The 14,747-nt window shown below is 37.4% G+C and carries 14 protein-coding genes and 1 riboswitch; of the genes, 4 read left to right on the forward strand and 10 right to left on the reverse strand.

Annotated elements, in window-relative coordinates; translation table 11 throughout:
- Positions 1 to 112 precede the first annotated feature (112 nt).
- The gene (locus tag NST93_RS07535) at positions 113 to 790 is read left to right on the forward strand and encodes a DUF421 domain-containing protein (protein WP_405102752.1); all 678 of its coding nucleotides are present in this window, start codon (positions 113 to 115) and stop codon (positions 788 to 790) included.
- Positions 791 to 1,224: 434 nt separating this feature from the next.
- On the opposite strand, the gene NST93_RS07540 is transcribed toward NST93_RS07535, so the two are convergent.
- The 10 genes from NST93_RS07540 to NST93_RS07585 form a co-directional block, all read right to left on the reverse strand.
- Positions 1,225 to 2,073 (reverse strand): MetQ/NlpA family ABC transporter substrate-binding protein, encoded by an 849-nt coding sequence (locus tag NST93_RS07540; RefSeq protein WP_405102754.1) that lies wholly within the window; start codon positions 2,071 to 2,073, stop codon positions 1,225 to 1,227.
- Between the two features lie 21 nt (positions 2,074 to 2,094).
- On the reverse strand, positions 2,095 to 2,751 hold the full coding sequence (locus NST93_RS07545; protein WP_405102756.1) for a methionine ABC transporter permease: 657 nt from the start codon (positions 2,749 to 2,751) through the stop codon (positions 2,095 to 2,097).
- Positions 2,741 to 3,772, reverse strand: coding sequence for a methionine ABC transporter ATP-binding protein (locus NST93_RS07550; protein ID WP_405102758.1), 1,032 nt, complete (start codon positions 3,770 to 3,772; stop codon positions 2,741 to 2,743). The genes NST93_RS07545 and NST93_RS07550 overlap by 11 nt, the downstream gene beginning before the upstream one ends.
- Positions 3,773 to 4,017: 245 nt before the next feature.
- A riboswitch (SAM riboswitch) is annotated at positions 4,018 to 4,121 on the reverse strand.
- Between the two features lie 168 nt (positions 4,122 to 4,289).
- Positions 4,290 to 4,607, reverse strand: a complete 318-nt coding sequence (locus NST93_RS07555; protein ID WP_405102760.1) for a thioredoxin family protein — start codon at positions 4,605 to 4,607, stop codon at positions 4,290 to 4,292.
- 18 nt (positions 4,608 to 4,625) lie between these two features.
- The gene (locus NST93_RS07560; protein WP_405102762.1) at positions 4,626 to 4,982 is read right to left on the reverse strand and encodes a toprim domain-containing protein; all 357 of its coding nucleotides are present in this window, start codon (positions 4,980 to 4,982) and stop codon (positions 4,626 to 4,628) included.
- A 228-nt stretch (positions 4,983 to 5,210) separates the two neighbouring features.
- Positions 5,211 to 5,597, reverse strand: coding sequence for a glycine cleavage system protein GcvH (gcvH, locus tag NST93_RS07565; RefSeq protein ID WP_405102764.1), 387 nt, complete (start codon positions 5,595 to 5,597; stop codon positions 5,211 to 5,213).
- Between the two features lie 100 nt (positions 5,598 to 5,697).
- Complete coding sequence (locus tag NST93_RS07570; RefSeq protein ID WP_405102766.1) at positions 5,698 to 6,054, reverse strand: arsenate reductase family protein; 357 nt, start codon at positions 6,052 to 6,054, stop codon at positions 5,698 to 5,700.
- Between the two features lie 130 nt (positions 6,055 to 6,184).
- Positions 6,185 to 7,969, reverse strand: a complete 1,785-nt coding sequence (locus NST93_RS07575; RefSeq protein ID WP_405102768.1) for an acyl-CoA dehydrogenase family protein — start codon at positions 7,967 to 7,969, stop codon at positions 6,185 to 6,187.
- Between the two features lie 56 nt (positions 7,970 to 8,025).
- Positions 8,026 to 9,201 carry an acetyl-CoA C-acetyltransferase gene (locus NST93_RS07580; protein ID WP_405102770.1) on the reverse strand — a complete coding sequence of 392 codons (1,176 nt, stop codon included), beginning with the start codon at positions 9,199 to 9,201 and terminating at the stop codon, positions 8,026 to 8,028.
- 19 nt (positions 9,202 to 9,220) lie between these two features.
- Positions 9,221 to 11,608 carry a 3-hydroxyacyl-CoA dehydrogenase NAD-binding domain-containing protein gene (locus NST93_RS07585; protein WP_405102771.1) on the reverse strand — a complete coding sequence of 796 codons (2,388 nt, stop codon included), beginning with the start codon at positions 11,606 to 11,608 and terminating at the stop codon, positions 9,221 to 9,223.
- Positions 11,609 to 12,175: 567 nt separating this feature from the next.
- Here NST93_RS07585 and NST93_RS07590 point away from each other — a divergent pair.
- Genes NST93_RS07590 through NST93_RS07600 form a run of 3 tightly spaced genes read left to right on the forward strand, consistent with a single transcriptional unit; the run spans position 12,176 to position 14,740 of the window.
- Complete coding sequence (locus NST93_RS07590; protein WP_405102773.1) at positions 12,176 to 13,111, forward strand: metal ABC transporter substrate-binding protein; 936 nt, start codon at positions 12,176 to 12,178, stop codon at positions 13,109 to 13,111.
- Between the two features lie 29 nt (positions 13,112 to 13,140).
- Positions 13,141 to 13,896, forward strand: coding sequence for a metal ABC transporter ATP-binding protein (locus NST93_RS07595; protein ID WP_405102775.1), 756 nt, complete (start codon positions 13,141 to 13,143; stop codon positions 13,894 to 13,896).
- A 13-nt stretch (positions 13,897 to 13,909) separates the two neighbouring features.
- Positions 13,910 to 14,740 carry a metal ABC transporter permease gene (locus NST93_RS07600; protein ID WP_405102777.1) on the forward strand — a complete coding sequence of 277 codons (831 nt, stop codon included), beginning with the start codon at positions 13,910 to 13,912 and terminating at the stop codon, positions 14,738 to 14,740.
- Positions 14,741 to 14,747: the final 7 nt, after the last annotated feature.

The raw sequence follows: 14,747 nt of genomic DNA on the forward strand, positions 1-14,747 counted from the left end.
CTAGTTTATTCTTGCTCTTCAACAATAGAATTCCATGAGAAAATTGAGTTAGCAAATTAAATTAAGGGTATTAGAGTGAATAGAATGATTTTAGAGAAAGGTGATATATATTATGGCAACGTCAATAACTGTAAAAATAATTATTGGGCTTTTAGCGTTATTACTTGTTGTACGATTGTTAGGAAAAAAAGAGCTCGCACAAATTACTCCGCTTGATTTTGTTTACTTATTAATTCTTGGCGGTCTGCTTGAGGATGCTGTGTACGATGACATGGTAAGCATCTGGCAAGTGCTTTACACAATAGGATTATGGGCCATTCTTATTTACATTGTCGAATTGATTGTACGTAGATTTGATAAAACACGAACACTCATCAAGGGAAAACCATCTGTCATAATCAATGATGGGGAGTTGGATACAAAAGTTCTCAAAGAGAACAAACTTGAATCAGAACAACTTCGTACAATGCTTCGTCAGCAAGGTATTTTTTCAATTAAAGAGGTAAAATACGGTATTTTGGAATCCAGCGGTCAATTAAGTGTAATGAGAAATGAACAAACCTCTGCAGTAACTGCTGAAATGTTATCAATTACACCACACGAAGAGGCACTTTCCCATTTACTCGTTGATGAGGGAAGAATACAGAAACAAGCATTAAAATTTATAAATAAGGATGAACAATGGCTGCTCTCTCTGCTGGCCGAAAAAGGATATCAGGATATCAATAAAATTTATTATGCTGAATGGTCAGAGGCAGATGGGTTGATTTTGAGAGGAGTAAAAAAGTAAGTGTCAAATGCAGAAAAAATAGAGAAGGACACGGAGCATTGAACCAGCTCCGTGTCCTTAAAATTTTATTTGAAAATTTGATTGTCAATTTCTGCTACTATTTGTTTGCAGTGCTGATATTCCTGTTCTCGGCGCTTTTCTACCTTTATGCGGTTTGAAAGCTTCCTTTCATAATCTGAAAAGCTCATGTGATGAGACTGGCTCATCGATTTTTCCATCTCCTGTGTGTAATTCATGTTTACACTACTGTCGATAATGAATCATCCTTTCAATTTAATTACATTATAAATCGTATCACAGGTCCTTTCCCTTCACAATGCGTATATAAACGTATCCTGCAGGAAATTAACCGTTATTTTACATTCTGCACGATATAATATGAAAGGAGCATAAACTTTAACGTTTATGCTCCCATATACTAATGAATTCAAAAGTTAGTTGTTTCCGCCAACTGGAACTACTGCACCTTCATACGTATCAAGAATATAGTTTTGTATTTCTTCAGATTGCAGTATTTCAACTAATTTATTTAACTCAGGATTATCCTTATCATTGGCACGAACACCAATTACATTCACATATTCCGAGTTTTCATCTTCAATAAATAGTGCATCCTTCAATGGATTAAGGTCTGCATCAATTGCATAGTTCGTATTTATAGCAACAAGTGCGTCTGCTTCAGAAAGATACATTTCAGGAAGCAACAACGGATCAACATCAGCTGAAAATGTTAATTCTCTTGGATTTTCCACAATATCATCAAGGGTAGCTGTTGATTTCTCTGCGTTTTCATCTAATTTGATTAAACCTTGTTGTTCAAATAAAGAAAGAATTCGTCCATGGTCAGGAATCGAACGGCTCATGATTACTTCTGTTCCATCTCTAATTTCATCAATGCTTGTAATGTTTTTCGAATAAACACCCATCGGTTCAATATGAATGCCGTCAATATAATCTAAATCATAACCCGTATCTGCTACTGTCTGCTCAAGATAAGGGATATGCTGAAAGAAGTTAGCATCCAGTGTTCCATTCTCTAAGTCCTCATTAGGAAGTATATAATCCTGATATGTTTCAATTGTCAGTGTAATCCCTTCGTCTTTAAGTAAGTTCTTTGCTTCTTCTAAAATTTCAGCATGAGGTGTACTTGATGCACCAACAACAAGCTCCACTGGTTCATTTGATTCTTTGTCTGCACTTTCTTCTGTCTTATCATCACTTGTCCCACAAGCAGCTAATAATATAATGAGTGATAATACAAGTAAACCAAAAATCTTCTTCATTTTGCTTTCTCTCCTTTAATACTATCTTTTATCTAGCTTAGTTGTAATAAAATCTCCAATGAATTGAATGATAAACACAATAATTAAAATAATAATTGTACAAATAAACACAAGATCAAAATCACGTCGCTGGAAGCCGTAAAAATATGCATAGTCTCCTAGTCCACCAGCACCAATTATTCCAGCCATCGCAGTATAGCCAATAAGTGCTATTGCAGTCACAGTAAGACCTGATATTAAAGCTGGCATGGATTCAGGCAGCAGCACTTTAAAGATAATTGTACGCGTCTTTGCACCGATTGACTTTGCAGCCTCTATGACACCCTTGTCGACTTCTTTAAATGCAATCTCAACAAGTCTTGCATAGAAAGGGGCCGTACCAATTATCAATGCAGGAAGTGCTGCACTCGGTCCGCGTATCGTACCAATTAAAAAATTCGTAAATGGGAACAGCAACAATATTAATATAATAAATGGAATAGATCTAAACACATTGACAACAGCTGCTGTACACATATTAATGATTTTATTTTCCCAGATTCCACCTTTATTTGTCAGGAACAGCAAGAGACCCAATAATATACCAAATAGCAACGTGCCGATTAATGAAATAATCGTCATGTAAAAGGTTTCATATGTTGCTGTCAGCAATTCGTCAACTCTTATATTATCCAGCATGCTCTATTACCTCCAATTCTACAGAGGTATCTGTAGTAACATATTGAATTGCACGGTTGATTTCTTGTGGCTCACCAGTTATTTGAACAAATAACGTTCCATAGCTGCCGGCTTTTGTATGTGTTATCTTTCCTTGCAATATATTAATTTCAATCGGGTACTTTTTCGCAAGCTGACTGATCAATGCTTGATTTGCTAGTTCACCAACAAATTGTAAACGCAGTAAAGTACCTTCCTGATTTTCATTAAAAATACTATTAAAGCTTTCCTCTTCCTCATCTGCACCCATTACTTGTCCAACAAATCTCTTTGTTACAGGCTGTTCGGGATGCAGGAAAACATCAAGCACATTTCCAAGCTCTACTACCTTACCTGCTTCCATTACTGCTACACGATGGCATATTTTACGAATGACTTGCATTTCATGGGTAATTAAAATAATAGTTAAGCCAAATTTTTCATTAATATCAACCAATAGTTCAAGAATAGAGTTCGTTGTTTCTGGATCCAAAGCAGAGGTTGCTTCATCACATAATAATAATTTCGGTTTATTCGCAAGTGCTCTTGCGATTCCAACCCGCTGTTTTTGTCCACCACTTAATTCAGATGGATAAGCTTTCTCACGCCCCGTTAAACCAACAAGGTCGATTAGCTCTTGTACACGCTTTTCACGCTCTGCCTTTCCAACACCTGCAATTTCTAACGGAAATGCTATATTCTCAGCAACCGTCCGTGACCACAGAAGGTTGAAGTGCTGAAAAATCATGCCAATATCTTGTCGGGCCAGCCGCAGTTCATTTGTTTTTAAGGTTGTAATATCCTTTTCGCCAATTTTTATACTGCCTTCTGATGGTTCCTCCAGCCGATTCAATAAACGGATAAATGTACTTTTGCCAGCCCCACTATAGCCAATAACTCCGAATATTTCCCCGTTTTTTATGTCCAGGTCCAAATCATCGACCGCTGTTATTCGTTTATCTTTAGTCAAAAAATACTTACTTAGTCCTTTAATGGAAATCAATTTCGTTTCTCCTTCCCAGAAACATTTGATGAGACAGAGATAGAATTATTAGCATCTGCATCAAACATAAAAACATTCGCGGAAAAAATTCCCGTTCAGAATGGTGCATTATTCGCTTCTAATAACAAGCAGTCTTATCGTATCTCACACTCTCTAGATGTCTTAAATAATTTAAACTACAAATAAACGTCTTTCTGTAAGTGACAGAAAGACGTTTATTTATAATTAATAATTAATCTAACGTTTTCTCATCTGTCAAATAAAATTTGCAGGATTTGGCACCTTTCAAAATAAATTGAAGGTTGCCGCAGTTTCGTAGGGCCAGTCCCTCCACCGCTCATGATAAGAGATATTCGCATTATTTAATTGATAAAGTGATATTTTATGCTTATTAAACCATTCGGATTGATATTGCACGTTCAATCTCTGGCTGGGAGCCTAACATGTCAACAAATTCCACAGTCAGTTGCACTGCGGTACAGGAATCATAGCATTTTTGAATTCATTCTGTCAACAGCTAGGAAGGCGACACAAAAAGTTCCGGTTTATACTTAACCAGATAATGGTATATATTCCCTGTTGAATAAAAGGTATAAATTTTTTCCTTCACTTGATTATTTTCCTTTATCAATAGACATGGAACACTTTCAACTTTGTATTCATGCAGAAATTTCTCATAGTAACTTGCATTCATTTCATAGAATATTTCCGTTTGATGAATTGCTTCAATTTTTTCAAGCATTGCACGCGCAACACTGCATGTCCCACAAAACGGACTGTAAATATATAACAAAAGTCGCTCATTTTTTAATTCTTGATCTGTTATTTCTTTCATTTGCTCACCCTGAATTACTTAGATTAAAAAGAATGGCCGAACCTGAAAATGTTTCGCTACAAGCGCTGAAGCAAGAAACTTATAAGGTGTAGTTGCCACTTCGCGATAATCACTGCTCGTATAAATATGTTCAGCATGCGGCAGTTCTTTCGCAAGCTGCTTTCTCAGCTTTATTCCGGATTTATCTTCATCAACAAAAATATAAACTTCATTTTCATCAAGACCATAAGTGTCTAAAAGTTCATCAAACCTATTGATGCTTAGTGTTCCGTTTGTACAGATTATTGTTACATTTTCGTTGAGGATCTTTTCAATTTTTCTTTTATCTGTTAATCCCTCAACGATAATCACTTTTTCAGATTCGTATGTTATCATCTCACTGCACTCCTTATCCAATCAAGTAATATGCTTATCCATTTTATTAAGCAATATTCCAAATAAGGTAAGTCGAAGTTTTGGAGTTGTGTTTCATTGTATTTATATAGTATATGAAACAAGAGAGGCTGACTATACACCGAATGTAGTATAGTCAGCCTCTCTTGTTTTCTTGAAAGATCAAATACTCTTGAAGAGGCTGGCTTCCCCTGCTGCAACAGGAAATTATTAATCCTCTTCAATGACTGCTTGATACTGTTCTGCTGTCAGAAGTTCGTCCAATTCACTTTCATCATTGAGTTCTACTACAATCATCCACGCATTTTCGTAGGGTGACTCGTTCACAAGCTCCGGACTGTCTTCAAGTTCTTCATTCACTTCAACAACTGTACCACTTACAGGCGCATAAAGTTCTGAAACTGTTTTAACAGACTCCACACTGCCGAATGAATCATCTGCATCAATTGTTTCATCGACTTCTGGAAGTTCTACAAAAACAATATCTCCTAGTTCATCTTGAGCGAAATCAGTAATCCCAATACGTACTTTGTTTCCTTCTTCTTTTTTGATCCACTCATGTTCTTTTGTGTACATTAAATCGTTTGGCAAGCTCATGATTCTCATCCTTTCCTATTCCCTCTTATTTCAACTATACAATGGAAACCTGATAAAATCCACTAGCTGAAACAAACTTCTGAAGTTTCTATTAATTTTTTCAACCCCAGTTTTCTTCATATAATTCTTCTTTAAAACCTACAGTGACCTTATCATCTCGAACAGCAATCGGGCGTTTAATCAGCATTCCATCAGAAGCTAGAATTCCTGCCATTTCATCAACTGTTGCTTCTTTAATTTTATCCTTTATATTTAATTCCCGATATTTTTTTCCACTTGTATTGAAAAATTTCTTTGCTGGAAGTTCACTCTTCCCAATAATACGCAGCAACTCTTCTTTTGTTGGTGTATCTTCCACAATATGGATTGCCTCATATGGTATGTCATTATCGTCAAACCATTTCTTAGCCTTTTTACAGGTACTGCAATTCGGATACCAATAAAATGTAATACTCATTGCTATATCACCTCATTTATAATCATTCAGCATCATTTTATCATAGAAGCCTGTAATCGGAAATTTTAAATGTTCCAATCCCAAAAACAGCACATGCCCACTATGGAGCTGTGCTGTTTTGTTAAAGTCTTTAAACTAGATAATTTTCTTTATCAATAATCACTTTAGCGATTTCCCGTTTCTTAGCAATAACATTTATTGGTGTATGACGTGTTAATTTACGCAATGAGGAAAGCATCATTCTTAATGTGTCTCCTTCTTCAACTGCAATCAACGTTTCCTTTGCATCTGCTTCAATCCGGTTAAATGCTTCCTGCACATAGACTTGAGTATATAGAAGCTTCAGTCTGTTTTTATCAGCATCTGATTGGTTTATTGCTTTCTCTGTGCGCAATATTGCTGACTCCATATTAAATACTTCAGCAACCATATCCGCAAGATTCACTAAAACTTCCTGCTCCTGGTCCAGTTTTTGCATATATTTCTGTGCTGCTAAACCTGCGCCAAGCAATACAATTTTCTTTGCATTATTTAATAGATATTTTTCCTGTTCGAGAGCTTCTTCACCCGGTTCTTCAGGCATCATCATCATTAACTCTTCCTGAAGACTTTGAGCTTTTTGTAAGAGTGGGAGTTCTCCTTTCATTGCTTTCTTCAGTAATGTACCTGGCACGAGCAGGCGATTGATTTCATTCGTCCCTTCAAAAATCCGGTTAATTCTTGAATCACGATAAATCCTTTCAACTTCATATTCTTGCATGAATCCGTATCCGCCATGAAGTTGAACTGCTTCATCAGCCGTGCGATCAAGCAGCTCTGTTGCCATATACTTCGTCATGGAGCACTCAATTTGATACTCAGCAATTGCTCTAGCTATTTCACGGCCATCATTTAATTCTTCTTCCGATAAGGCACCCATTCGCTGTTCGAACAAACCAACTGTCCGGTAGACTGCACTCTCATTTGCATAAATTTCTGAAGCCATTGTAGCAAGCTTTTCCTTCGTTAAATTAAAGTTCGAAATGGATGTATTAAATTGTTTACGTTCATTCGCATATTTCACTGCCAGCTCCAGAGAACGCTTCGCACCGCCAACACTTCCAATCGCCAGCTTATAGCGGCCCACATTTAAAATATTAAAGGCGATAATATGGCCGCGGCCTTTTTCACCTAGCAAGTTTTCAACTGGAATTTCAGCATCTTCTAAAATTAATGTACGTGTTGAAGAGCTTTTGATTCCCATTTTTTTCTCTTCTGCTCCTGTAGACACACCAGGGAATTCACGTTCAACAATAAATGCCGAAAAATGTTCACCATCAATTTTAGCGTATACTACAAACACATCAGCAAAAGCAGAGTTTGTTATCCATTGTTTCTCCCCATTTAAAATATAATGGGTACCTGCATCATTTAGTTTTGCTGTGGTTTTTGCACCTAACGCATCTGATCCAGAGCCAGGCTCAGTTAGAGCATAAGCAGCAATTAGTTCACCAGTTGCCAGCTTTGGCAAATACTTCTCCTTCTGTTCATTATTCCCGAAAAATACGATTGGCAAGGAACCAATTCCAACATGTGCACCATGAGTAATGGAGAATCCGCCTGCAAGTGACATTTTTTCAGTAATTAATGATGAACTGATTTTATCCAGCCCTAAGCCGCCATAGGTTTCTGGAACATCTGCTCCTAGCAAGCCGAGATCTCCTGCTTTTTTTAACAGGTCCACTGAATGGTTAAATTCATGGTTCTCCAGATTATCAACTAGAGGAACAACTTCGTTAACTACATATTCTTCTGTGGTCTTTGCAATCATTTTATGTTCATCTGTTAAATCCTCAAGCGTCAGAATATCTTCACCAGCCAAATCCTCAACTAGAAATGCTCCACCTTTGAAAAGCTTATCTTTTGTTTCACTCACTTTAATCTCCCCTTTGTTCGTTTTATGATATCCATAGTTTTGCTTCAACTAACCAATTAGACTAGTTCAAACACTCCAGCTGCTCCCATTCCGCCACCGATACACATCGTTACTATACCAAACTGTACATTGCGGCGTTTCATCTCATGAGCAAGTGTCAATGTCAGCTTCGTTCCAGTCATTCCAAGTGGATGACCAAGTGCAATTGCTCCGCCATTTACATTAACAATTGAAGTATCTAAATTTAATGCTTCAATCACGCGTAAAGATTGCGACGCAAACGCCTCGTTCAGCTCAATTAACCCGATATCTGACAGGTCTAATCCTGCAATTTTTAAAGCTTTCGGTATCGCTTCAACAGGACCTACGCCCATAATCTCAGGCTCCACCCCTGCAACTGCATAGGAACGGAATTTTAATAATGGCTGTAATCCCTCGGCTTTTGCTTTTTCATGTTCCATTAATAATACTGTCGCAGCCCCATCGCTCATTTGTGATGCATTTCCTGCCGTTACAGATCCTTTTATATGGAATGCTGGTCTCAGTTTAGAAAGAATAGCAGCATTTGTTCCTTCACGTACACCTTCATCCATTTCAAAACGTTTCGTTCTTTCTATTACCTTATTTTCGGCATCAAGTACACGTTCCGTTAGTTCAACAGGGACAATTTCATCGTTAAATTTCCCTTCCTTTATAGCTTGTGCTGCACGTTCGTGACTTTGTACTGCAAAAGCGTCCTGGTCTGTACGAGAAATTCCGAATCGGTTTGCTACTTCTTCTGCGGTATGCCCCATCCCCATGTAATAACCAATTGCATTCTCTACTAGTCTGGGATTTGGTTTAATGACATGGCCGCCCATCGGAATAAGGCTCATGGACTCTGCTCCCCCTGCGATGATTGTATCGCTTGCACCAACCATAATCCGTTCAGCTCCGTAAGCAATACTTTGTAAACCGGAAGAACAATAGCGATTAATCGTTATCCCAGGCACATCCTCCCGAAGGCCAGCAAGACCAGCAATATTTCTTGCCATATTCATTCCTTGCTCCGCTTCCGGCATAGCACAGCCGATAATGACATCATCAATATTCCCATCATAATTCCCTGCTCGTTTTAATGTTTCTTTAATCGTTAAAGCCGCAAGATCATCTGGCCGTGTATCGGCAAGTGTTCCTTTATTTGCTTTTCCTACAGGGGTTCTAGCTCCTGCAACAATTACTGCTTCCTTCAATTTCCCTTCCCCCTTACTTTTAATTACGTAATGGTTTTCCTTTCATAAGCATGTGTTGCATCCGTGCTTGTGTTTTCGGCTCACCAATCAGACTTAAAAATGCTTCACGCTCAAGATCGAGCATCGCCTGTTCATCAATTAACGTTCCTGCTTTAATTCGACCGCCAGATAATACATAAGCCAACTTTTCAGCAATTTTAAGATCATGCTCTGATGCATAACCACTTAGCTGTAAGGACTTCGCACCAAGCATCATTGCTGCATACCCTGAATTACCTGCAACAGGAACTTTTTCCCGGGTACGTGCTCTGTATCCGGCCTGGTCTAATGCAATCACTTTTTGTTTTGCATCATAAAGCAGATGATCAGGATTTGCACTAATTGCATCAAATTGATCAAGATATCCATTATCCAAGGCTTCTTTTGCAGAAGTAGAGACCTTGGCTGTAGCTACTTTTTCAAATACATCATTCGCTATCTTCGACAAATCAAAGTCAATACCTTTAGGCAGGTTTCGAAGTTCCTTCAAGTAAAGTTCTTTCGTTCCTCCGCCACCAGGGATAAGACCTACTCCAAACTCAACAAGTCCCATATATGTTTCTGGAGAGGCCTGGATTGCTGCAGCAGGCAAAGATATCTCTGCTCCTCCACCAAGAGCCATATTAAACGGAGCTGAAACCACAGGCTTGTTGGCATACTTAATTTGCATTGCCATATTCTGAAATTGGCGGATAACCATATCTAATTCATAAAAGTTATCATCCTGTGCTTCCATTAGCATTAATGCTAGATTTGCGCCAACACAGAAGTTTTTGCCTTGATTTCCGATAACCAGCCCTTTATAACTTTTTTCCGCTTCCTCAATAGCAAAACTCACCATCTGCATTACATCTAAACCAATCGAGTTATTCGGTGAGGTGAACTCAAGTAAAGCGACATCATCACCAATATCTATTAAACTTGCCCCATTATTTTTCTTAATGACATTTTTTTCATTTTTCAAGAGACGGAGATTAAATTCCCGTGGGTTCATTTCTAACTGCTGATAATCCCCCTTATGATAGTAAAAAATCTGTCCATTCTCTTGCTTATAAAACGATTCATATCCTCTTTCTAACAGTTCGAGTACCCAGTCAGGAACCGTCTGTCCCTCACTTTGTATACGTTCTGTCACTTTTCTTAGGCCAATCGCATCCCATGTTTCAAATGGTCCAATATCCCATCCAAAGCCCCATTTCATCGCTTGGTCAATTGCTGTAATGTCATCAGCAATTTCTCCAAGCAATTCCGCTGAGTAAAGCAGAACTGGCTTTATTATCGACCAAACAAGGTCTGCGGCACGGTCATCTTTTACAGATAGAAGCGCTTTCAATTTACCGCGTGAGCCTTTTGCCTGCTTAGCCATTTCAGTAGCTGCTGTTTTTAACTTTTTTCGTTCTTCATATTCCAGCGATTCCGGATTGAGCTCATAGATAACTCCATCCTTCTTCTGATAAAAACCCTTTGCCGTTTTCGCACCAAGCCAACCATTATCCAGCATCTTTTTCATAAATTCGGGTGGATCGAAGACCGCCTTTTCATTTCCTTCTACTTTATCGTAGACATTTTTAGCAACATGAATGAATGTATCAAGACCAACAACATCCAGTGTTCTGAATGTAGCACTTTTTGGTCTTCCTATTAAAGGACCTGTAACTGAGTCAATTTCTCCGACACTAAATCCGTTTTTCAGCATCTCTTGTACCGTAACCAAAAGTCCATAGGTACCGATACGATTGGCAATAAAATTCGGTGTGTCCTTTGCTTCAACTACACCCTTACCCAGAACATTTTCACCAAATTCCTTCATAAACGAAAGAATTGATTCGTCCGTATGTTTCGTCGGAATTACTTCCAGCAGTTTTAAGTAACGTGGTGGATTGAAAAAATGTGTTCCTAAAAAGTGTTTTTTCAAATCATCACTGCAATCTTCAATCATTGCTTCGACAGATATCCCAGACGTATTTGAGCTGACAATACTGCCCTCTTTCCGGTATTCATCGATCCATTGAAAAATCCGTTTTTTAATTTCCAGATTTTCAGTTACAACTTCGATAATCCAATCTGCACCAGCAAGCTTTCCGATATCATCTTCAAAGTTGCCAGTCTCAATTAAATTCAGACTGTCCTTTGAAGTAATCGGTGAAGGCTTTTGTTTTAATAATGCTTTTTTACTCTTGTTAACTAATCGGTTTCTAACCGCTTTATCTTCCATCGTAAGACCTTGATTTTCTTCCTGCTTTGTTAATTCTTTCGGCAAAATATCCAGCATTAAGACTGGAATGCCAATATTCGCCAAGTGTGCAGCAATTCCAGAACCCATTACTCCAGATCCCAGCACCACCGCTCGCTTGATTGACAGCTTCATGTTGTATCCCCCAATCCGTTTTTTGAATGAATGCTCATTCATTAATTCGTAAAAAATATAAGATAGGCTCCTATCTCGTTATTCTTAGTATAAAATACTTTCTGACATTTCGCAATAAATATAGCAAAAATAATCTAATTATTTATCTTTAACGTTTTTTCTTCCTATAATAGTCTGCAACCGATATCCCCTCAGCAATACTCAAGGCGGCTATTGAAATATTATTGTGCAATTCGTTCATCATGCCTAAAAGTACGTATGCCCCTGGACAGCCCCAACTTAGTATACAAATTCCGTTATAACAGAGTTAGCAAGCTATATATAAATAACCTCTGAACAAATCTCCACAAGAGTATTCTTTAATTATTAATATCCATACTTAATCCTGAGATCACTTGATACATTAGCAATTACCCTTGTAAACCTCTAAAAGATATATCATAGATTTTAAGTAAATCGGAACGGTTACTGTTTACAAATCGGAATGGTTACGATATTATTAAGAATAGCTTTTTATTATTGAGCGTTTCTTGGGTAGTATTAAGATGAATTATAGGAGGAAATTACGTGAAGTCATATAAATTAATGATATTATTATTTGTTTTTTTCATAATTACTGCTTGTAGTAATACGAGTGATGATAATAACACAGAATCGAAAATCTACACAACTGTCTATCCTTTACAATTTCTTGTTGAAGAAATTGCTGGAGATACGGTAGAGGCAATAACAGTATATCCGCCAGGCGTGGACGAACATACTTATGAGCCAACATCTAAAGAACTTACAGATATTGCCGATGGGGAGGCCTTTTTCTATATTGGAGCGGGTCTTGAGGCTTTCGCTTCCACTGCAGCTGAGGCATTAAAAGACCAGGATGTAAAATTGATTGAAATTGGTGAGCACGAGGACCTCTTTCTCCATAATAATCATGAACATGGGCACGAAGAAGATGATGATCATCACGGCCATGACCATGGAGATATAGATCCGCATATTTGGCTTGACCCACTTCGGATGATTGATATTGCTCACATCATTAAAGATGAACTGGTTAAAACACATCCCGAGGAGATAGAATTATATAATGAAAATCTGGCTAATCTTGAAGCCGAACTTACGAAATTAGATAATGCATTTCAGCAATTAACAGAATCGAAGACAAATAAAAAGCTGTTAGTGACACATGCAGCTTTCGGATATTGGGAAGACAGATATAATATAGAACAAATCGCAATTCACGGACTGTCTACAGAGAATGAACCATCACAGAAAGAACTGATATCAATTATTGACACTGCAAACGAACATGGACTAAAACATATCATTTTCGAACAAAATGTTACAACAAGAGTATCTGAGGTTATCAAAGAAGAAATCAGAGCTGAACCTTTGACAATCCACAATCTTTCTGTTCGAACAGATGAGGATATCAGTGAACAACGTGATTACCTATCTATAATGATGGATAATCTTGAAGTTTTAGACAAAGCAATGAACTAAAAAAGAATGTAAAAGAAGGAAGTGAAAGCATGAACGAGCCAATCATAACAATGAATAATATTCGTTTTTCCTATGAGGACAAACTCATTTTAGATGATATCAACTTTGAAATATTAAAGGGAAAGTTCATGGGTCTAATCGGTCCAAACGGTGGTGGAAAAACTACTTTAATTAAATTAATGCTTGGTCTGCTGAAACCTGACCAAGGAGATATTAAATTATTCGATAAACCAATCGGAAAATTTAATGAAAGAAATAAAATAGGCTTTGTATCGCAAAAAGCAAATAGTTTTAATCTAGGTTTCCCAGCTACTGTCTTTGAGGTTGTTTCTACTGGACTCACTGCAAAGATAGGTTACTTTAAATTTTTAAATAAAGAACATAAAGCAAAAATTCTGCACGCGATTGGGTTAGTCGACATGCTTGACTATGCTTATGAAAACATTGGAAACCTCTCAGGTGGCCAGCAACAGCGAATTTTTATTGCACGGGCCTTGGTCAACGATCCAGAACTATTAATTTTGGACGAACCTACAGTAGGAATCGATCAAGAAAATGTGAAACGTTTTTATGACTTATTATTCAAGCTGAATCAAGAACAGGAAATTACGATGCTGCTTGTTACGCACGATACGGGTATAATGACAGAATATGCAACAGATATTGTTTGTTTAAATAAAACATTGCATTTTCACGGAAATCCAGAGGAGTATACTTCACTCTCAGAGCAAGATTTATCTTCTTTTTATAACCACCCTGTGAATATCGTTGCTCACAACCAGTAATGGAGGAAAAACTATGCTAGCAGATTTTTTTCAATATGATTTTTTAAGATATACATTTTTAACAGGATTATTAATTGGGATTATAGCTCCATTACTTGGGACTTTTATCGTTGTACGCCGTTTATCCTTAATCGCTGATGCGCTCTCACATGTAACATTAGCAGGTATTGCCTTTGGCCTTATGCTTGAGAAACTGCTGTTGATTACCTTCTCACCACTATACAGTGGAATGGCTTTCTCTGTATTTGGTTCCATACTGATTGAAAAACTGCGCAGTGTATACAAAAGTTACGAGGAATTGGCCATACCCATCATTTTATCCGCTGGAGTTGGCTTAAGTGTAATTTTTATATCTGTTGCGAATGGCTTTAATACAGATTTATTCGGCTATTTATTTGGATCTGTTTCAGCGGTAAGCAGAAATGATTTCTTTCTGATATTTATTATTTTTGCTGTTGTTGTAGCTGTTATTATTTTATTTTATAAAGAGCTATTTACATTATCTTTCGACGAAGAACATGCTAAAATTTCAGGAATTCATACAAAACAAATTCATTTATTATTTATTATTTTGACAGCATTGGTGATTGCTGCTTCTATCCGAATTGTTGGAGTGCTGCTCGTCTCCGCCTTAATGACCCTTCCAGTGGCGGCTGCAATGCGAATTGCTAAAGGCTTTAAACAAATGATGCTCTTATCTATTCTTTTTGGTGAATTATCTGTTATTATAGGCATAATAACTGGATATTATCTAAGTATCCCACCAGGTGGAACAATTGTTATGATTGCCGTCGCGATATTACTCCTATCAATTGGATATAAACGAGGGCGGAAATCAGCATAGAAAGTGA

The organism is Oceanobacillus sp. FSL H7-0719, assembly GCF_045040795.1.
Classification (GTDB): Bacteria; Bacillota; Bacilli; order Bacillales; family Amphibacillaceae; genus Oceanobacillus.